Here is a 20,957-nt window from a genome sequence, read left to right on the forward strand (position 1 = left end):
CAGCCTCACAAAGAAATGGTATCAGTTATAACTACTAGCTTGGCGACAAAACATCAAGTGATACTGTCCGCCTAGTGCCATGAGTTCGTCATGAGTGCCTACCTCGATAATTTGACCGTGTTCTAGTACTACTACTCGATCTGCTAGTTTTGCCAAAGCGAGGCGATGGCTGACTACAACGGCTATTCTACCCTTCGCTAGGTTACGCAAAATATTGTAAATCTCATGTTCTGTTTTCGGATCGAGGTTTGCTGTTGGTTCGTCAAGGATGACTAGTTCGGCTGGAGAGAGTCGCAGCAAAGCACGAGCAATCGCTAATCTTTGCCATTGTCCTCCTGATAGATCGATACCTCCTTCTAGCTGTTTGCCTAAGAGAGTTTCCAAACCTCGATCGAGATTTGAAATTACTCTCGTCAAACCAGCTTCAGCGATCGCTTCTGTAATGGCGCGATCATCCTGCATTTTAACTAAATCTCCAAAGGCAACATTCTCCCGGACGGTAGTTGGAAAACGAGCATAATCTTGCATCACTACATCAATCCGCGATCGCAAATCTTCTAATGGGAGCGAACGCAAATCTTGCCCATTCCAAATAATCGCACCTTGGCTAGGATCGTAGAGGCGACATAATAGCTTTGCTAATGTAGTCTTGCCAGCACCATTTTCACCTACCAGTACAATCATCTCGTTGGGGTGAATCGTTAGGTTGATGTTTTTTAGAATTGGCTGATTGCTATTGGGATAAGTAAAGGATAGATTTTTGATGTCAATACCTGTTTGCGATCGACGATCGTTCCCATTTCTTTGAAAGTTCCGATTGTTAGCAGTCGATTCTCTGACTTCTCTCCATACCTTTGTTACTGATTTTGATTGCAACTCTCCATAAGAACGGGACAAATGCGGCTCTAACTCCAAAAGCTGAAAAATCGGCGTCGTTGCCAGTGCAATATTATATAACTCTGACCCGCCAGACATCAGATTATCCAAACTCCGCCGCACTTCCAAAATTACCCCAGTGTAAAGTGCCAAATCTCCTAATGTATGGGTTCCACCTAGCACTCCCTGGATGACGTATATGTATGGCAACGCCAAGCCGAACCCACTCAATAAAGACCAGCCAATAACCGCTGTTGTCCCCCGACGGCGGATTTGTTCCATTGCTCTAAAAATGGTACGGTAAAGTCCGTGCCAGCGTTCTAGCAGTAAGGGTTGCAAGCTAAACAAGCGTATTTCTTTGGCGTATGTTTCCCCGGTTAAAACTGTTTTATATAAATTCATTTCCCGAAAAACACTCGCTTGAGTTCTTTCTACTCCCCAAGCTTGCTTACGGTATTTCAGCTGCACATACATGACGGGGGTAACGCAGCTAAACAAAATTAGCGGTATCCACCAAGCCAAGGACACCGAAAGCAGTATGGCTGGAATGAAGATAAAAATTCCCTCTAACATCGTCACCAGCCTAAGACAAAGCTCTGGAAGTCGTTGCACTCCCTTTTCGGTCAACTGCACCAAATTGAGCAAATCGGGTGTTTCAAACAGAGCAATATCTTCAAAAGTGGCAACCTTTTCAATCACTTGTCCTTGAACAAAGCCGAAAATGCGATCGCGCAGAGAACTATATACAAAAGCATTGATGTTAGCGATCGCATCACTAACCAAATTTACTAGCAGTGAACCTGCAATACTGGACAGTAGCAACGGTTGCGAAAGTATGAGGGCGATGGCATTCTGCGTTGTCCCTGTACTCAATAAGCGGGTAATTTCATCAATGATCGTTTTGTTGAGCCAAATGGCGATCGCTGGGCCTGCACCACCCATTAATGTCAATATTGTTACATAGCGTAGCTCCTTTGGAACTACCTGTATCACTGTTGCTACACTCCTGCGAAATGCTTGGAATGGAGAAATTTCAATTATTTGCATATATTTTAAAGTAGCAAATAATAGCAAAATTCCCAGACAGACGTTGTGATCTCAATTCAACTCGTAGAGAAGTGCGGGCTACGCTTAAGCACTATCGCTACTGAGATAAGGCGATCGCATTATCGTCTATGCCGATCGCCTAGAATCAGAAGTTTATAGCCTCTATTACTTAGTCCGCTCTGTTAAGCTTGGTACATTTTCTTGGTCTGGTACTCAAGTACATTTGCAATATGCACCAGAAGAATTTGGCCGTACTGCTGAGTCTAGAGTGGCACTGGAGTATGATGAGTAATTTTTGATACTATATTTAGCTATAACAAATCTCAAAATCTTTCCAAGTATATACGAGTCTGCTTCCAAATCTTAGCTAGAGTAGAACGCTTAACTGACCGATTTGGTTTTTCTGAGCAAAGTAAACGCTCACATCAGACCATTTATTAACAAGCTTACTTAAGTAAAAGCTACGTTTATTACATAGATATATTGAAGTTAAAGTAAAAACAATAACAGTAAATTAGCTGGTTACAATTTAGCTTCAGCCTCAATACGATATAACACAATACACCTAAAACCCCGTGTAGATGCGAGCGAGATTTATCATCTCTTCAAAGACCAATTATCTACACACTCTTAACTAAACTGTATTGCAATATAACAAATTAGACATTATTTGCTATCCAAATAGTGGGTTTTGAGCTAATGACTATCAAAAAACTTTGGGAATTAAACAACCAAGGAGCTTGAGCAGATTACCCTTTCCATAACAAAGTGGGAAAGTTACTTCTACTTGAATATTAAATCTTGAAAATCGGCACAATTAAAAATGCAACAAGTACTAGCATTGATTGAACAAAAAAAACAAGAATTCGCTCAATTGCCTTTGTTTAAATTTATGCAAGATAAAAGTATAAATCCCAGACAAAGGTTAGCTTGGGCACCATGCGCTGCTCATTTTATTATGAATTTTGGAGAACTGAATAAATATTTTTTGCGAGTAGAACCAACAACCGATCCAATTCAGACATTAATTAACAGGTATACTTATGAAGATGACGATCATTGGCTGTGGTTTCTAGAAGATTTGAAGAATCTAGAATTTGACAAACCCTTGCAATTTAGTGATGCATTAAAATTTCTTTGGAGTGAAGAAACTAAGAATGCTCGCTGGTTGAACTATCAATTATATCGACATACTTCGCAAGCTACTCCTATCCAAAAAATAATAGTCATTCAAGTTACCGAAGCAACGGGCAATGTAATGTTGTCCATAGCAGCAGAGATTGGCAAAGAAATTAAAGCAATTACCCAAAAACAATGCCGATATTTTGCAGATTTTCATTTGAATATTGAAGCTGATCACATGACAGGCTCATCTGGAATAGATCAATTTTTACAAGATATTCAACTATCAGAAGCAGCCCAACAAGAGGCTTTTGAACTGGTTGAGAACTTATTTACAGTTTTCACCCAATTTGCAAATAGTCTTTTGGTATATGCCAAAACCCATAAAATTGAGCAACTATTGAAAGCTGGATAAATTAACAAACCAGCTTCTTGAAATTGACAATTAATACCTAACTAAAGCCGGAAGGAGAATTTTTACTATGTCACAGCATGTACAAAATGTTGTAATTGTTGGTGGTGGTTCAGCAGGTTGGATGACGGCAGCTTATTTGAGCAAAGCCTTGAAAAAAAATATTCAGATTACGCTGGTAGAGTCTTCTAATATTACAAAAATTGGAGTTGGCGAAGCAACTTTTAGTAGCATCAAGTCATTTTTTGATTTTCTGGGATTACAAGAGTATGAATGGATGCCAAAATGCAATGCTACTTATAAGATGGGGATTAAATTTGTTGATTGGAATTCAGACAGAAGACACTTTTACCACCCTTTTGAAAGATTTGATTTTATTGATGGATTCAGTATCTCTGAATGGTGGTTGAAACTTAAGAGTGCCAATGAGCCATTTGATTACTCCTGCTTCATGGCACCGACGCTGTGCGATCGTCAAAGGTCTCCGAGATATCTCAACGGCAAAATCTTTGATGACAGAGTAGAACATTTATTCTCAGAGAAACATTTTTCTGAAAAAAATCTCAGGACACTTGCTGATGCTGAAGGGCAATATCCTTACGCCTACCATTTTGATGCGAATCTAATTGCTAGGTTATTGAAAGATTATTCAAGACAGAGGGGCGTGAAACAAATTGTTGATGATGTGGTAAATGTAAATTTAACTGAAGATGCAAGCATAGACAGTCTTAACACCAAAGAGCATGGCATTGTCAGTGGAGACCTTTTCATTGACTGTACTGGTTTCCGTGGTCTTTTGATTAACCAAGCTCTTGGTGAGCCATTCATTTCTTATTCAGAGTCGCTACTGTGCGATCGCGCGATCGCTATGCAGATACCAACCGATATTCAGAAAAATGGCATCAACCCTTACACAACTGCAACTGCTCTCTCATCAGGTTGGGTCTGGAATATACCTTTGTATGGCAGAGATGGTACAGGGTACGTTTATTCCAGCGCCTTCATCTCTGCGGATGAAGCAGAACAAGAATTTCGCCAGCATTTAGGAAATGTCGCTGATAATTGCGAAGCCTCTCATATCCAGATGAGGATTGGACGTAACAGAAACTCATGGGTGAAAAACTGTGTAGCAATAGGGCTTTCCAGTGGCTTTGTTGAACCATTAGAATCTACTGGGATATTTTTTATTCAGCATGGAATTGAAGAGCTAGTCAATCACTTTCCAGGGAAGTCGTTCAATGAAGAGTTGATCCGCAACTATAATAGAGCGATCGCTAACTGTCTAGATGGTGTTCGGGACTTTTTGGTACTCCATTACCGTGCCAGCGATCGAGCAGATACAAAGTTTTGGCAAGCAACTAAGCAAGAAATTAAAGTTCCTGCGGAACTCCAAGAAAAGTTAAAGTTATGGAAAAGCAGATTACCAAATAAAAAGAATATCAATCCATATTTTCATGGCTTCGAGACATACTCTTATTCGGTAATGTTACTTGGACTCAATCATAAGCCTGAAGGCAGTTTACCTCTGCTGGAGCATCTTGACGACGAGAAGGCGCTAGCTAAATTTCAGGCAATTAAGGAAAAAGCCAACTACCTAAGCAAAAACCTGCCCTCTCAATATGAATACTTAACTTATGTAATCAAGTCTCAAGAACAGTCAGAATACCTCAGCGACAATCATTTTCCGACTTCATCAGTTAACGATAGCGCATATCAAATTCCTGTACCAATTTAATATAGGACTTACGCAAACAATAGTCAAAACTGTGATTTTCTTCTTAGGGCAATTCATGTAGACGCGGAGCGGCTTCCCGCAGGGTATTGCCCCTACTCCGTGTACTTTTTCGTAAGTCCGATAATAATAATTGAGGAGAATCCAAGATGATAGTCAAACAAATATGCGTGATTGGGGCAGGCGTGAGCGGATTAGTCTCAGCCAAGACATTTCTTGAAGAAGGTTACGAGGTTACATTGTTCGAGAAGCGGCAGGGACTTGGTGGTGTGTGGGAAAGGTCGAGGGCTTACCCAGGACTGTCAATCCAAAATCCCAGAGACACCTATGCTTTCTCAGACTATCCTATGCCTGCGTCCTATCCAGAATGGCCTTCAGGAGAGCAAATATGCGCTTACCTTGAATCCTATGCCCAATACTTTGGTGTCACAGAAAAAATTCAATTCGGTGCAAAAGTAACTAAAGTGGAGCGCAAATCAGGCAACACTCCTGGATGGATTGTTAGTGTTAGCTTTCAAGAAGATGGTAAGGAGATCAAAAAACAAAATTACGAGTTCGACTTTGTGATTGTGTGCAATGGTCTTTGTGATATTCCCTACATTCCTAACTTACCGGGAATGGAAGAGTTCATTGCCGCCGGAGGTGAGGTAATACATACTAACAACTTTAATGACGGCTCTGTAATTGAGGGGAAGCGAGTGGTTGTTGTCGGTTTTGGCAAATCAGCCACCGATTTAGCAAATTTCGCAGCTAGCAAGGCCAAGGAATGTACCCTTGTGTTCCGTCAAGCACTGTGGAAAGTTCCTAACTTTTTTCTTGGTCTGTTGAACATCAAGTATATTTTCCTAACTCGGTTTGCAGAAATTTGGACACCCTATCATAAACTTCAAGGATGGGAAAAGTGGCTGCATAGTTTTGGAAAGCCACTGGTGTGGGCATTCTGGCGGCTAAATGAGACTATCCTGCGCTTACAGTTTCCCCTTGATGCTTGTGGGATGGTGCCCAAACAACCGATGAACAAATTGATCGGCTGTAGTGTCGGCTTGATACCTAAAGGCTTCTTTGAGCATGTACGCTCAGGCAAAATTCGTGCTGTCAAGACAAAGATCAACAAGTTTTTTGCTAGTGGGGTCGAATTGGATAACGGCGAGCAAATACAGGCAGATGTTGTTGTCTTTGGCACAGGATTTCTTCAGGAAATCCCCTTTTTAGAAGAGAAGTACCACAGACACGTGTTTGATGAGGAAGGCACTTTCCATCTTTACCGCCATCTCATTCACCCTCATGTTCCACAGATGGGTTTTGTTGGTTATAACTATACTTTATGTGCCCAGTTATCAGCAGAAATTGGTGCTAGGTGGTTATCAGAGTATTTCAAAGGAAATATACCCTTACCATCCGCACAACAGATGTTAGAGGATGTAACAGCAGAGTTGGAATGGAAGAAGAAAGATAGACCCTATGCCTTCATCAGTGGAGCATGTGTAACTCCTTTTACGTTCCATCACATTGATGAATTGCTTCAGGATATGGGTCTCAGCACCCGCCGCAAATCAGGAAACCTGCTTGGAGAGTTGATGATGCCAGCAGATCCATCTGCCTACAAGAATCTCCGACAGGAATTACAGGCAAAACAACAGCCATCTCTTAATGATTATGCGATCGCGCCAAGTGTAGAGGTAACAAGCGTTCCTTGATATCTCCATAATACGGTTCGATGAAGTTCTAAACCGAACCGTATTATGAAGAGTGCTGAGTATTGTAAATTTTTCAGTATTAACAGCTTGTCTTACTGTTGCATGGGAATCTCAATCACAAACTCAGTTCCTTTTCCCGGAGTTGATTCACAGCTTAACTGACCTTTATGTTTGTCCACTATCACTTGATAACTAATTGACAACCCCAACCCCGTACCACTTCCTACTGCTTTAGTGGTAAAAAATGGATCAAATATTTTCTGCATCACCTGTGGAGTCATGCCATAACCGTTATCAGCAATCCGAATCTTCAACGTGTTTACTTCTCCTAGTTCAGTACGAATACGAATTTCAGGATTTTTGCTTGGAGAATCTTCTTTATTCTTGTAGTCCTCTAAAGCATCGATCGCATTACTTAAAATATTCATAAACACTTGGTTGAGTTGACCAGCATAGCAAAGAATATCCGGCAGTTGCGCGTATTCTTTAAAGACTTGAATTTCCGGGCAATCGCCCTTTTCCTTGAGTCGGTGTTGCAAAATCATTAGGGTACTATCGATGCCTTCATGAATATTTACAGGCTTCATTTCCGATTCATCTAGACGAGAGAAGTTACGTAAACTCAGAATAATAGTTCGGATACGGGAACTTCCCACCTTCATCGAATCAAGAACCCTTGGTAAGTCTTCTCTCAGGAATTCTATATCCATTTCCTCAATTTTTTGCTCCACTATTGCCGAGGGATGGGGATATTGTTGCTGATAAATATTAATCAAATCTAGCAATTGTTGAACATAGTCACTTGCGTGACTGATATTACCATGAATAAAATTGATAGGGTTATTAATTTCATGGGCAATTCCCGCCACCATTTGCCCTAAAGAAGACATTTTTTCACTTTGAATTAATTTGCTTTGGGTACTTTTTAATTCTTCTAGAGCTTCTTCCAGATGCTGATTTTTTTCGTTAAGTTCTGCTGTTCTTACTACCACCCTTTCCTCTAATATATGACTGTAATCCTCCAATTGCTCATTCGCTTTAGCCAAATTATTGTAGAGAATGGCATTTTCTAAAGAGATTGCAGCTTGGATAGTTAAGAGCTTGAGAACTTCTAGGCGATCGGGTGTAAATGCTCCTGTAGTTAAATTATTTTCTAGATAAATCAGTCCCAGCAATTTGCCCTGATTAAGCATCGGAATACATAATATGCTCTTTGGCTCCTCACGGTTAATATAACGATCTATTGCAAAAGAAGCTTTCGCTTTAATGTCATCAATTACTAATATTTCTTGGGTTCGTTTGACATAATTAATCAAAGAGATAGGAACACAATCGCTGGATTCTAAAGGAATAGATAAAAACTCTGTGTGAGTATCTCTAAAAGTGGAAGCAGAACTAATTGCAGCAATAGTTAAATCTAAGTTATTAGCTTCACTTAATATCAGCACACATTTAGAAGCTCCTGCATTCTCCATCACAACTTCCATTAAAGTAGAAAGGAGTGCCTCCAATTCAATCTCTCCAGACACTGCTTGAGAAGCTTTAATGACAGTTCCCAAATCTAACATATCTGAAATACTAGTGTTGGAGCCAATGACAGTTTCATTTGTCACCAGACTAGATTTATTACTAAGTGTAGATAGATGTAGACTCAGATCGGGTAGATCTTTTTCACTGTAAGAATAGCTAAGTTCTTCTTGCTGAATCATAGGCAGAAGTAATTGAGGATAGCGTTTTTGCAATTCATAAACTTTGGCTAATGCTCCCCAGCGAACATAGCAATAATAGGCATCAGTGAGATAGAATTGGGCAATTCTTTGTTTACCCCATTTGAGATAAAATATAGCCGCTAATTCACAAGCCAGAGCTTCTTCGTTAATGTACTCATTTTCTTTGGCAAGAGAAATAGCGTTCTCATAATTATCTATCGCTTCAAGATATTGACCAAGAACTCGATGCCGTTCTGCCTCAACTAAATAAAATTTATGTAAATAATTCATTGGAGCATGATGTGCCCAATGTGCTATTTTTTCTTGATTTGCTATAACTTTTTTGAGAATTTTTTGTTGTTTCTCTTCATCAACATCAGGATAGAAAGCGATCTGTACTAATGAATCATAAAAATAGAATTGAGCACTGAGGATCATTCCTAATCCAGCATATAAATGCTGTTCTGCTTTCATAGAACTTTCAAGTGCTTGGGAATAATCTGTAAACAGGTAACATAGTTGCAGCTTACAAATAAATAAGTAAAAAATTGCAGCTCCATCATTAGCCGCTATATGAATCGGTAACATTGTTTGCTCATTATATGCGTCACCAATTAAACAGCAAGAATTTTCTGAAGAACCTAACAAATTCAATACCATCTGTCGATATATCTCATTCCAATAAAAAATTGGCTCCTGCTTTATTTGTTTTATAGCATTGCTATGTGTTGCCATTTGTCGCTCAAGAGGAGTTAATTCCTTACCAATAAAATATGCATAATATGAGTACGTATAAAGACAATAAGCCCCGAATTCTAAATCTCCTGTTTCCAAATTATTAGAGTAAACTTCTATCAGAGGCTTTAATGTATTTTTAACATGTTCTTTCCAGGGTTTGATCATTTGATTAAATGTTTGAATTACCTTCAACATAACTTCTTGAGCTTGAAATTTGGTCAACATACTTTCAGCCAGTTTGCCAAATCGATAGCCAGACTCAATGTCTCCTACGACACTGCACAATATAACCCCATAAGCAACATACGCGAATGCAGATAAAGATGCATTACCATATTTAATCGATAAGTTGATCTGATTCAAAACTATTAATGGAAACAATGTAGGAACAGCTGTATAAGCAAAAGCAGTTATATTAGATAATATACGTATCACTACCAAGGATCGAGAGTCCGTCATTTTGGGTAAGTTAATTAAGTCCTCAATACTCCTATTGCTTAGATGCGATGCTGTTTCCGCTAATGCTATTTGAAGATCAGACTGCTGAGCATTAAAGGGAAAGTCTACCCCTAATAATTTTAAAAATGCTAGTGCAAGGTTAACAGCTTCTAGTGCTTGACTCTGTGCGCCATAAGCCTGAATTTTTACTTCATAGACTTTCACTTTTTCTAAGAGTGTTTTAGCTCTTACTAATACCACTTCTGCTAATTGCGCCATCTGCTCAAAGTCGCCAGCCAAGTATGCTGCTTCTGCTGCTATTTCATACAAAGCTAGAGTTAGCTCATATTTTATCTCCCAACTATCATTTGCTAGTAGCTCAATTCCAGTAGTTAAATACTTAAGTGCCGATGAATAAGCTGTTGATACCAAAGCTTTACGTCCAGCAATTAGACTCATTTCAGCTAAGTCATTACGTTTAGCTTGATGGGTGATAAATTCAGCTGCAATATTCAAATGATTGACAAGCTCAAAAATATTTTCTTCCCGTTCGGCAACTGGAGTGTTTTTCAAGAGAAGTAGCCCAATTTTTAAGTGTATTTGCTTGATTTGGTCTTTGGGAATTAGAGAATAAGCTGCTTGCTGAACTCTATCATGTACGAATTTATATTTTGGTAATTGGGCATTAGTAAGTGATAAGTTTTCAGATTCTCTAGTTGAAAAGCTTAATAGTTGTCTATCATTTTCTGGTGTAAAATTATAAACATCTTTCTGAGGTATAATCAGTCCTTCAAGTAATGCTTGCCATAAGTCAGATGCAGTATCTATTAAAGATTTTTCATTAACAAGTGACAATGTTTTTAAGTCAAACTCATTACCAATACAAGCAGATATTTTTAATACATTTTGTACATTCTGGGGCAATTTTCCTATTTGTATGCCCATAAACTCTACGACATCATCTGTAAGAGACAAGGTTTTAATTTTGTTAATATCGTACTTCCAATGACCTGCATCAAAATCTAATTCAATTAGTCCGTCATCGTATAATAGTTTGAGGAATTGAGATGTAAAGAAGGGGTTTCCTTTAGTTTTAAAAAACACCATTTGAGTCAGAGGCACAGCAATGACTTCTGGACAACGCAGCGTATCAGCAATTAGATGATTTAAATCAATCTGACTTAAAGGTAAGAGTTTAATTGTATTAATTACTCCTCCTGTATTGACAATTTCTTGTAGTGTTAAATGTAGCGGATGTAGATTTGAGACTTCATTATCTCTATAAGCACCAATTAGTAGTAAACTACTTTTATTTTCAGAGAGATTTTCTGTATTCTTAGCAAACCGAGAAGAAGTTCCATCCATTAACAATTGAATAAACTTCAAGGAAGCCGTATCTGCCCATTGCAAATCATCTAGAAAGATGACCAGAGGATGATCTTTAGTAGAGAACACTTGGATAAATCTCTGGAACAATAAATTGAAGCGATTTTGAGCAGCGCTACCAGCAAGTTCAGCAGATGGGGGTTGTTTGCCAATAATTATTTCAAGTTCAGGAATTACATTAATGATTACCTGAGATTGCGTACTCAATGCCGATAAAATTTTGGTTTTCCACTGTTGAATTTGGGCATCTGTTTCGGAAAGTATTTGACTAATTAAATCTCGCAAAGCTTGCACCAATCCTGACAATGGGATGTCACGTTGAAATTGGTCAAACTTCCCTTTGATAAAGTAACTACGCTGTCTGGCAATGGGTTTGTGAACTTCATTAACCACAGCAGTTTTACCAATCCCTGAGTAACCAGAGACTAAAATCATTTCCGTGCTTCCCTTTGTCACCCGGTCAAAAGTAGTGAGGAGAATTTCAATCTCTCTTTGACGACCATAAAGTTTTTCAGGAATGGCAAAATGATTTGAGATATCCCGAATTCCTAATTCAAAGGCTGCAATATTTCCTGTCTCTTGCCATTGGTTTTGACATCTCTCCAAGTCATACCTGAGTCCATGAGCGCTCTGATATCGGTCTTCGGCATTTTTTGCCATCAGCTTGCTGATAATATCAGATAAAATTGTGGGAATATTGGAGTTAATATGACTGGCTTTTGGCGGTTCTTTGGCAATGTGAGAGTAGACTAACTCCATCGGGTCAGTTGTACTGAAGGGTAACTGCCCTGTTAGTAGTTCAAAAAAGGTGATACCCAAGGAATAAAAGTCGGTACGGTAGTCTATACCTCGATTCATGCGTCCTGTTTGTTCAGGGGAAATATAAGCTAGAGTACCTTCTAGGACGTTGGGATTTGTGAGAAATTGAATTTCTTTTGGTAATAGAGTAGCAATACTAAAATCGATGATTCTAGTCTTACCTGTTATCGGATGAATCAAAATGTTAGCGGGTTTGATATCTTTGTGAATGATGCGATGGCGATGTAGCTGTTCTAAAGTTGCACTAATTTCAATGGCAATACCGATAAACTCACTCAATGAAACAGAATAATTTCCTTTTTTCTGCTCTTCGTGCTGCCAAAGATTAAGGGCAATACCACCAAAATCTTCCATTACTATCACATATCTATTGTGATATTTTTCTAAGTTTATTGGTTTGACTATGCCTGGAATCTCAAGGTTTTGGGTAATAGTGTATTGATTGTGAAACTGATTAATTTCAGCAAAGTTAGGATCTTCATTACGCATCAATTTTAAAATAACTGATTGCCGATCTCTTTCTCTGATAGCTCGATAAACTAAGGTTTTCTTACCTGAATATAATTGCTTAATAATGCGATAGCCAAGTATAGGAAATACTTTATCTGATTCTACTAGCATTGCATTTAGTTATGATAATTTTCTTTCTATGGTTTAGTATACCCAGAGCATAGTAGCTACTATCAGTGAGTAATGGAATTTCGTAAGGTGTTAAAAAGTAGGGTCATTAATAACCGATTGGTAGCAGATTGTAAGTAACTGAGGTATAAGAATATCAGTGTATTAACGGGTAATGAGTGGCTATTTATGTTTAGTTTCTTCAAAAAGCGAAAATTGAAAGATGCTGTGATTTAAAATAAGTCTTAGATATCTTAACCGCAGACAGATATTGATTTTGCTGTATCTAAAGGTAGAGAATATACTCACAATTGTTCATAGTTTTGACAGCAAGATACATTTTATAAACTATACTGTGTATAACAAAACTAGAATTTACGTAAGTTATTACCAAATTACAAAAGCGATCGCACTCATAACTTTATTCAATTTTTAAGACTTCACTACTACCCATTGCGTCACAGCCGCCATTGCTCGCCAACCTAAAAATTTACCAATAGGTTCCGCCCGTTGGATGGCAATACGAGTTAAATCGCCACCGACTCGTTCATACCATTGAAATAAAGTTTGCTCACCCTCTACTGTTACAACATTGGCCACTAAACGTCCACCCGGCCGCAGTGCTTCCCAGCAAACATCAAAAAGTCCCGTTGCTGTAACCCCACCACCAATAAAAATGGCATCTGGTGCTGGCAAGTCTTTCAGGGTATGGGGCGCTTTCCCTGCAATGATTTGCAGATTTGGAGTACCGAGAGTTGCAGCATTATCAGCAATATATAGTAGTCTAGAAGAATTTTGTTCGATCGCGATCGCTCGACATCGCGCATTACTCCGCATCCATTCAATTGAAATTGAGCCGCAACCCGCACCCACATCCCACAATAATTCTTCTGGTGTGGGAGCCAAAGCTGCTAGGGTAATTGCCCTAACTTCACGCTTCGTTAATTGTCCATCATGGTGGTAGGCTTTATCTGGTAATCCTGGCAATCTTGGTAATGGGATAACCCCAGTATCAGCAATACAATCAACTGCGATCGCATTCAACACTGCAACTTCCGTTTCACTCCAAGATGCAGCCGTACCTTCTACAATTCTTTCATGAGCGCCACCCATACGCTCCAATACAGTGATTTTACTGCCACCATAGCCGCGATTTGTCAAAATTTGAGCAACAATGGCGGGTGTGTCTTTACCCTCACTCAAAATCAACAGCCGCGCTTTTGGATAGATATAAGACTGGAGTAGGGAGGATGGACGACCATTCAAACTTAAAGTTTCCACCTCAGTTAAAGACCATCCCACCCTGGCACAGGCGAGACTGAAGGCTGAAGGTGCGGGGATAATCGTCATTTCAGAGACAGGAATTCGCCGCATCAAGGTGACACCAATGCCGTAACACATCGGATCGCCGCTTGCGAGTACGCAGATTGACTGCCCCCGACGCTGGATGATTTCGTCTACTGAAGTGCTAATGGGGGATGACCAGACTAGTTTCTCACGTCGATCGTCTGTAGGGAGCATTGCTAAATGGCGATCGCCTCCCACAATTACTTTAGCTCGATCGATTAAAGAACGAGCGATCGCGCTTAACCCCTGTAATCCATCTTCCCCAATGCCAACAATAGAAAGCCATTTCTGTATCATGCTAATTCATGATTAATTACTTCATAACGTTGTTGGCAAGAAATTTTAGCTGATAATTCCGAGATTGTTATAGATTTCGATCAGATTGCCATCAGGATCGCGCAAATGAGCTGTGCGGATTCCCCAGCTTGGGCGATCTTGTGGTTGAGTCACAACGAGCGCATTTTGAGCCTTTACTTGCTCATAGACCTCATCCACATTATCGACTGCCAAAACCAAGATAATTTTATCTCGATTGACAATGTATGAAGGCTGTTCAATTCTGGGGACTACTTCAGCCATTAATTCTTGTTTGAGCAAACCCAGCTTGAGATATCCGGTATTAAACTCAGCATATCCGCTATCTTCATCGCCCCAATCGACATCAAATTTCAGCAGATCCCGGTAGAACAGAAAAGAATCTTTGTAGTTGGAGACAAGCAGTCTCAGGTGTGTTAGCTGAAGCTTCATATCTGTTGGGTTAGTCTACTAACTGTGAATTCTAGGTTCTGGGTGCAAAGTCGCCAGCAATTCGCTTTCGACAATTGCTAATTCATCAAGCCGCTGCATGACAATTTCTTTGTCAAAATAAGTAGCAGCTAAAACCCAATATATACCGTAGTGACGCGCTTCGGATGCCATTAGCCCACGATAAAATTTTGCTAACTCTGGCTCTGGACAGTGAGCAGCTAATAGTCCCAGGCGCTCGTGAGAGCGAGCTTCGATTAAACCAGTGACTAGTAAGGAATCCAGAAATCGCTCAGGTTCTTTGGGGCGTACTTCAGCTTTTAAACCCGCGCCATAGGGAGGCGGTGGTAGGGGAGCTAGGGGAATATTCCGGCGTTCTAACCATTGGTTAACTAGCTCAAAGTGTTCTAATTCTTCGCGGGCGATCGCAGTTAACTCCCGTACCATTTTAGTATTGGAAGGGTAGCGAAACATCATGTTCAAGGCCACACCTGCTGCTTTGCGTTCGCAATGGGAGTGGTCGAGTAAGATGATATCTAAATTAGCGATCGCTTGTTCAACCCAAGCAGAACTAGTGGGCTGTTTCAGGACATTGATAGTCGTTAACTGAGTAAACACAGAGTCAAAAAACTCCAGAATTTTAATTTGGCTGAGTATCCTAGCAAATTGATTTTAACGGAATATTGTTTGGACAAAATTCAATAATTGTTTGGCGGTGAAGGGTTTCGCTAAAAAGCCTTGGATCTCAACACCCGTAGTTTGGACTAATGCCTCAGCAGTTAGACCACCTGGCGAGGCTGCGATCGCCACTACATCAAAGGCAGCATTAGTAAAGTCAGGTGGATGATTTTTGGCATTTTCTGCCATCTCAATCATGATTTTGCGCCTATGACTATTTGCGTAACTTCTTTAGTTACAAATAGCATTAATAAAGTTACAATTTTTTATTTTTACTTATATGTACTATACCGTATATCTAAACTACTTCTGCATTTTTTGCCTTTACCTATCAAATTCACAGGCTAATCTTCCTGCTCTAGAATACGTTTCGCCTCCAAAAGTTGCTGCTTATGTTCCTCGCTAACTGTTGGGTATTGCAGATTTAGTTCTTCTAATTTTGTGCAGATAATATTGGCAACAGTCAGGCGTGTAAACCATTTGCGATCGGCAGGAATAATATACCACGGCGCCCATTTAGTACTAGTATTATTAAAAACCTCTTCATAAGCATTCATATAATCATCCCAAAAAGCTCGTTCTCGGACATCATTATCTGAAAACTTCCAATTTTTTTCAGGAAATTCAATCCGTTCTAAAAAGCGTTTTTTCTGCTCTGACTTGGAGACATTTAGAAAAAACTTCAGAATAATTACACCATTATTAACCAAATATTTTTCAAAATTATTGATTTCTTCAAAACGCTGTTTCCATATCTTTTTTCCATTAGGTAAGTGAGGAAGTTGTTGTTTCTGAAGAATTTCTGGATGGACACGCACCACTAGCGCTTCTTCATAGTATGAACGGTTGAATATACCAATTCGTCCTCTTTCTGGCAGAGCTTTCATTGAGCGCCACAAGTAATCATGGTCTAATTCTTCCGCACTGGGGGCCTTAAAACTAAACACCTGAAATCCTTGTGGGTTCACACCAGAAGTCACGTGTTTAATAGTGCTATCTTTACCAGCAGCATCCATTGCTTGAAAAATAATTAACAAAGCATAGGTGTTCTGAGCATAGAGAATATTTTGGTAATTAGCTAGTCGTTCAACATCTGCCTGTAATTTGATTGCAGCATCAGCTTTTTCATGAAAATCAGTCTTATAAGCTGGGTCATAGTTTTTTTTCAGAGAAATCTTTGAACCTGGTGGAACAATGAAAGCATCATGATTCATGTATAAAATCTCCTAGCAACTAATTAATATACAAACATATTTTGAAGTGTTGATTTCTGAAAGTTAAGTAAAGCGGCGTAAATAATTAAAAGTTTGTAGTGAGGACTTTAGTCTTCTCTGCGAGACACTACGCGAACAAATGATGGCTTTAGCCCTCTCTTCTCTGCGAGAGGCTACGCCAACGAGACGCTGCGCGAACACTACGAACTAATCTCAAGATTTCTTACATTACTTAATCTACTTCGATTTATTCTCATCTATTTACTTCCGTCGTTTTGGCATAGGACGCATTGCTTCACGTCCCAAGATAAACATTCCTGTGATACCTAAACAGACAAACCAAATATATTGATACCAATATTGCCGAATCTGCACAACTGTACTAGTTTTAGGATGCAATGTGTTTAAGTATAACAGCAGCACCAATATCATGAGCGCCCCAAAACCAACAAGGCTCAAGCCAACAAGAATTCGTCCAGGACGCAGTTCAAAATCACTAATAGTATTTAGGTCAATTTCTGCCAGTTCTTTAAAGGAGTCATCCGCCAAAGATGAAGTTGCTTGGAATCTATTGCTCAATTTTGGTGGCAAAATCGGCGACAGTTTCGCTACAGTTGGGCGACGAAGTAAAGCCTCAGTATCTCGCAGCAGTTCCAGCGGCTTACGGGTAGTAGTTGGTTGAGCAAACTCTATGTTGTCTGTAGGAGTTGAGGTATTGACTTTGCTTTCAAAATCCATAGTATACTTCGGGAAAACCAGGATATACATAGCCTAGCGAATCAAAAGACAAATGCGTGAAAATAATTCGTAATTTGTAATTAATTAATTTCTGGTAAAAAATATATTCTTTACTCAAAGTAAGTGAATTTGGGCGTTGGATAATTACCAAAAAAATGGGTAAAAGCCCCGTCGTTCTACGACGGATTTAAAGTAATGAGTAAGGAGTAAGGAGTAGATGAAAAATGGGTATTTACTCATTACTTATTACTTATTACTTATTACTCCAGAATCACCGCGCCTTTAGGTCGGTGAGGATGTCAACAATTACTCGTCCATCTCTTTTAATGTAGCTAATGCCGATGGAGATAAACGACTGAGATAGCGGAATATCCAGTATTTAAAGATAGTGTTTAAAATCACAGGAAATGTAGCAATAAAGAAAAAGATTACATTTCTAGTGGCTGGTAGACCTAAATGTTCTGCCATTCCTGCAAGAAGGACTTCCCACCCATCTGGTGAGTGAAATCCTACAAATATATCTGTAAACAGAATAATTAAAAAAGCCTTGGCACTATCGCTGAGACCAGAGACAATGGTATCCATAAAAGACTTAAGAATAACAATTTCTCTTTTGCTCATGGCGATAACTATACCAAAAGAAAAGAGTGATATTAAATCAGCAAAAACATTACTAATACTACTATTACTTTTTCTGCTAAATTCTTCAGAGATTTCAATTGCTTTACTTTTGATTTTTTCTTGTGTTAGCTCTGAAGAAAGTGGTGGTGCTTGATTAAGAAAATATTCAAATCTCAGTTCTTCTTGAAAATTATGTAATTGATGGAGAGCTTCTTTTTCCATGTCAAAATTGATGAATATTTGAGTTAAATTATCTCCTCTAACCCTTTCTAATATTGGAGTTACTATAAATTCTTTAGATAAATATTGAGTTAAAAGCGGTACAAGAATGAGAACTATCAAAAATCGCAGGGCAATTATTGTTCTACCTTTAGAAAGGCGATAATTCCTGACAAACTCTTCTTCTGTCTGCGGTGCAAAATCTGCTTGAATTTTATTAACTCTTCTACCAATAGAAATCTTAGGTAGTCCAGATTTTGGAATTGGAGCTTGAACTTGAGTATCATTTATGTTAGATAAATTTAGCTGTTTTTTTATTTCGTTGTCATTGATTTTTAAAGGCTGATAAGTTGGTACTAATGGAGTATTGTTAATTAGTCCATCTTTGATAGCATATTTCTCTAGTACTTCATCAATAACCTTCAATTTTTCTAATAAAACAGAATTAGAAATATTGACAATTCCGCGACTAAGCTGGAATTCTGCAAGCCTGATCTTAATAATAGTTAGGTTCTTATTAAGATATACTTGCCAGTAAGCCATTACATTTTCAGTAAAGTATACTGATTGTAAAGATATTTTTTTGTTATCAAAATGTTCGTTCTCAATATTTTTAATTCTCTGAGCTGCTTCGTAAGCTTCTAAAAGTGCCCTTTCTGGTGTATTTGAAAACCAACGGTTCAGCGATCGCAAATATTTTTGGAATGTTCTGGTAAGTGAGTTTTTCATTACATATATGACTTTTAGATAATGTGTATTATAGTTATATAATCATAAAAAATGGGTAATAACAGCTAAATAATTAGTCCAATCCAGATTCAGGCAATACTCCCTGATGCGATGTCTAGGAAGGGCTACGTCTACACTAGCAATTTTATATTACCTGATAAAGTCAGATGGATCGGCATAGATTGACACTGGTTATTTATATTGACAGTCTATCCATTACACTGTCACTATTGACACCATCTGTCAGTGTTTATGCTCGATAGAAAAGCCTTGATTGTAACATTTCATAATCGAGGCAAATTTTCCACTATGCAGAGTCTATCACTGTTAAAGGGAATAGGAAGTAAAGATGTTGCTTTCTCATCTCCCTTCCCTCTATTCACTACTCCCCACTCCCAAGTTTTAAATTATGAGTTTGAGTCTATGCATGATTGTGAAAAACGAAGCAGCAACACTGCCTAAATGCCTGAGCAGTGTGAGAAAAGTAGTGGATGAAATGATAGTCTTGGATACAGGCTCAATCGATCGCACTCCCAATATTGCCCAACAACTCGGTGCAAAAGTCCATCATTTTAAATGGTGTAATGATTTCAGTGCTGCCCGCAATGCAGCTCTCAAATATGTCACTGGTGATTGGATTTTGGTATTAGATGCTGATGAAACTCTGACTCCTGCAATTGTACCGCAGTTGCGAGAGGCGATCGCAAGAGATGAATACCTGCTTATCAACCTCGTCCGTCAGGAAGTTGGTGCAGAACAATCTCCCTATTCTCTGGTTTCCAGGCTATTCCGCAATCATCCAGATATTCGTTTTGACCGTCCTTACCACGCCTTGGTAGATGATAGTGTGTCAGAAATTTTAACCAAAGAACCCCACTGGCAAATAGGTTATTTACCTGGGATTGCCCTTGTACACACAGGATATCAAAAAAGTGCGATCGCTCAAAATAACAAATATGCCAAAGCCGCTACAGCGATGGAAGGGTTTCTCGCAACTCATCCCAACGATCCCTATGTTTGCAGTAAATTAGGCGCATTGTATGTGCAAACTGGGAAAATTTCTCAAGGTATGGATTTGCTCAGACATGGAATCACCGTTGCTGAAGACAACTACGATATTTTATATGAACTCCACTATCATTTAGGCATTGCCTACAGTCGGTTGCAAAAATCCCCACAGGCGATTTCTCACTATCAAGCTGCCATCAAATTGCCAATTTATCCCATGCTCAAACTAGCAGCATACAACAACTTGGGTAACTTACTCAAAGCAGCAGGAGATTTCAACGGTGCGAAAACTGCTTATACCACAGCTTTGAAAATCGATCCTACTTTTGTTTTTGGACATTATAATTTGGCGATGACATTTAAGGCTTTGGGTTTATTTGCAGATGCGATCGTATATTATCAACATGCGATCGCCCTAAATCCCAACTATGCTGAAGCATATCAAAATTTAGGGGTAGTGTTGCTCAAAATTGGCAATCATCAAGATAGTTTAGCAGCTTTTAAAAAAGCGATCGCCCTTCACGAAAGGTATAATCCCGAAGAGGCGAAGAGACTACGCCAGGGATTGCAGGAGATGCAGTTAATGTAGAGAGAGGCAGAGGAGCAGAGGAGAAAAACTTACTGCAACTTCTCCTCGGTTACAGAGCGACTTGCCCTGACTTGTGTCGAGTCGAGCATCTCGACTTACTTCGACTACGCCCTTCTCTGCGAGAGGCTGCCCCAACGGCTACGCTCAGTACAAGCTCAGGACAAGTTCAGTACAAGTCGCTCGATGGAACACGGAGCGGAGGTAGCGAAGTCGTACCCCTCGCTACGCGTAGCGTCCCCTAGGGAAGGGAGCCGAAGTGCTCATAGGTGTAAACTTAACGCTAAACCCGCTTGGTGACAACGTTTTGCCCTCACCCCCAGCCCCTCTCCCATCCGTGAGAGGGGAGCTAGACTAGACATTCAATTCTCGTTCTTCCTTGGGAGAACGGGTAGGGGATGAGGGCGTGAGGGATTTGCAAAACGCCTGTCTGATATAGTTTTCGGCTGAAGTTTACACCAATGCGAAGTGCTGCTCCC

13 protein-coding genes and 1 pseudogene are annotated in these 20,957 nt (G+C 39.4%); 5 read left to right on the top strand and 9 right to left on the bottom strand.

Going from position 1 to position 20,957, the window contains the following annotated elements; all coding sequences use genetic code 11:
* Positions 1 to 21 precede the first annotated feature (21 nt).
* Complete coding sequence (locus tag V7K44_RS18585; protein ID WP_334933394.1) at positions 22 to 1,869, bottom strand: ABC transporter ATP-binding protein; 1,848 nt, start codon at positions 1,867 to 1,869, stop codon at positions 22 to 24.
* A 166-nt stretch (positions 1,870 to 2,035) separates the two neighbouring features.
* On the opposite strand from V7K44_RS18585, the pseudogene V7K44_RS33225 reads away from it, so the two are divergent.
* The 4 genes and pseudogenes from V7K44_RS33225 to V7K44_RS18600 all read left to right on the top strand — a co-directional run.
* Positions 2,036 to 2,215 (top strand): annotated as a pseudogene (locus tag V7K44_RS33225) (hypothetical protein); the annotation flags it as partial.
* Positions 2,216 to 2,746: 531 nt separating this feature from the next.
* A complete protein-coding gene (locus tag V7K44_RS18590; protein ID WP_334933395.1) occupies positions 2,747 to 3,460 on the top strand; it encodes a hypothetical protein in 714 nt (237 codons plus the stop codon).
* A gap of 67 nt (positions 3,461 to 3,527) precedes the next feature.
* Positions 3,528 to 5,192 carry a tryptophan halogenase family protein gene (locus V7K44_RS18595; RefSeq protein ID WP_334933396.1) on the top strand — a complete coding sequence of 555 codons (1,665 nt, stop codon included), beginning with the start codon at positions 3,528 to 3,530 and terminating at the stop codon, positions 5,190 to 5,192.
* Between the two features lie 146 nt (positions 5,193 to 5,338).
* Positions 5,339 to 6,886 carry a flavin-containing monooxygenase gene (locus V7K44_RS18600; RefSeq protein ID WP_334933397.1) on the top strand — a complete coding sequence of 516 codons (1,548 nt, stop codon included), beginning with the start codon at positions 5,339 to 5,341 and terminating at the stop codon, positions 6,884 to 6,886.
* 92 nt (positions 6,887 to 6,978) lie between these two features.
* On the opposite strand, the gene V7K44_RS18605 is transcribed toward V7K44_RS18600, so the two are convergent.
* The 8 genes from V7K44_RS18605 to V7K44_RS18640 all read right to left on the bottom strand — a co-directional run bounded on the left by V7K44_RS18605 (position 6,979) and on the right by V7K44_RS18640 (position 18,884).
* On the bottom strand, positions 6,979 to 12,597 hold the full coding sequence (locus tag V7K44_RS18605; RefSeq protein ID WP_334933398.1) for an ATP-binding sensor histidine kinase: 5,619 nt from the start codon (positions 12,595 to 12,597) through the stop codon (positions 6,979 to 6,981).
* A gap of 429 nt (positions 12,598 to 13,026) precedes the next feature.
* A complete protein-coding gene (gene cbiE, locus V7K44_RS18610) occupies positions 13,027 to 14,238 on the bottom strand; it encodes a precorrin-6y C5,15-methyltransferase (decarboxylating) subunit CbiE (protein WP_334933399.1) in 1,212 nt (403 codons plus the stop codon).
* 45 nt (positions 14,239 to 14,283) lie between these two features.
* Complete coding sequence (locus tag V7K44_RS18615; protein ID WP_334933400.1) at positions 14,284 to 14,688, bottom strand: VOC family protein; 405 nt, start codon at positions 14,686 to 14,688, stop codon at positions 14,284 to 14,286.
* A gap of 18 nt (positions 14,689 to 14,706) precedes the next feature.
* Positions 14,707 to 15,303, bottom strand: a complete 597-nt coding sequence (locus tag V7K44_RS18620) for a tRNA-(ms[2]io[6]A)-hydroxylase (protein WP_334933401.1) — start codon at positions 15,301 to 15,303, stop codon at positions 14,707 to 14,709.
* Positions 15,304 to 15,357: 54 nt separating this feature from the next.
* The gene (locus V7K44_RS18625; protein WP_334933402.1) at positions 15,358 to 15,561 is read right to left on the bottom strand and encodes a hypothetical protein; all 204 of its coding nucleotides are present in this window, start codon (positions 15,559 to 15,561) and stop codon (positions 15,358 to 15,360) included.
* A 146-nt stretch (positions 15,562 to 15,707) separates the two neighbouring features.
* The gene (locus V7K44_RS18630; RefSeq protein WP_334933403.1) at positions 15,708 to 16,577 is read right to left on the bottom strand and encodes a polyphosphate kinase 2 family protein; all 870 of its coding nucleotides are present in this window, start codon (positions 16,575 to 16,577) and stop codon (positions 15,708 to 15,710) included.
* 261 nt (positions 16,578 to 16,838) lie between these two features.
* Positions 16,839 to 17,315, bottom strand: a complete 477-nt coding sequence (locus V7K44_RS18635; RefSeq protein ID WP_334933404.1) for a hypothetical protein — start codon at positions 17,313 to 17,315, stop codon at positions 16,839 to 16,841.
* Between the two features lie 306 nt (positions 17,316 to 17,621).
* Positions 17,622 to 18,884, bottom strand: a complete 1,263-nt coding sequence (locus V7K44_RS18640) for a proton extrusion protein PcxA (protein WP_334933405.1) — start codon at positions 18,882 to 18,884, stop codon at positions 17,622 to 17,624.
* A gap of 409 nt (positions 18,885 to 19,293) precedes the next feature.
* Between V7K44_RS18640 and V7K44_RS18645 the strand changes: the two genes are divergently transcribed.
* The gene (locus V7K44_RS18645; protein WP_334933406.1) at positions 19,294 to 20,481 is read left to right on the top strand and encodes a tetratricopeptide repeat protein; all 1,188 of its coding nucleotides are present in this window, start codon (positions 19,294 to 19,296) and stop codon (positions 20,479 to 20,481) included.
* The last annotated feature ends 476 nt before the right edge of the window (positions 20,482 to 20,957 follow it).

It is taken from the genome of Nostoc sp. (genome assembly GCF_036917235.1).
Taxonomy (GTDB): Bacteria; Cyanobacteriota; Cyanobacteriia; order Cyanobacteriales; family Nostocaceae; genus Nostoc.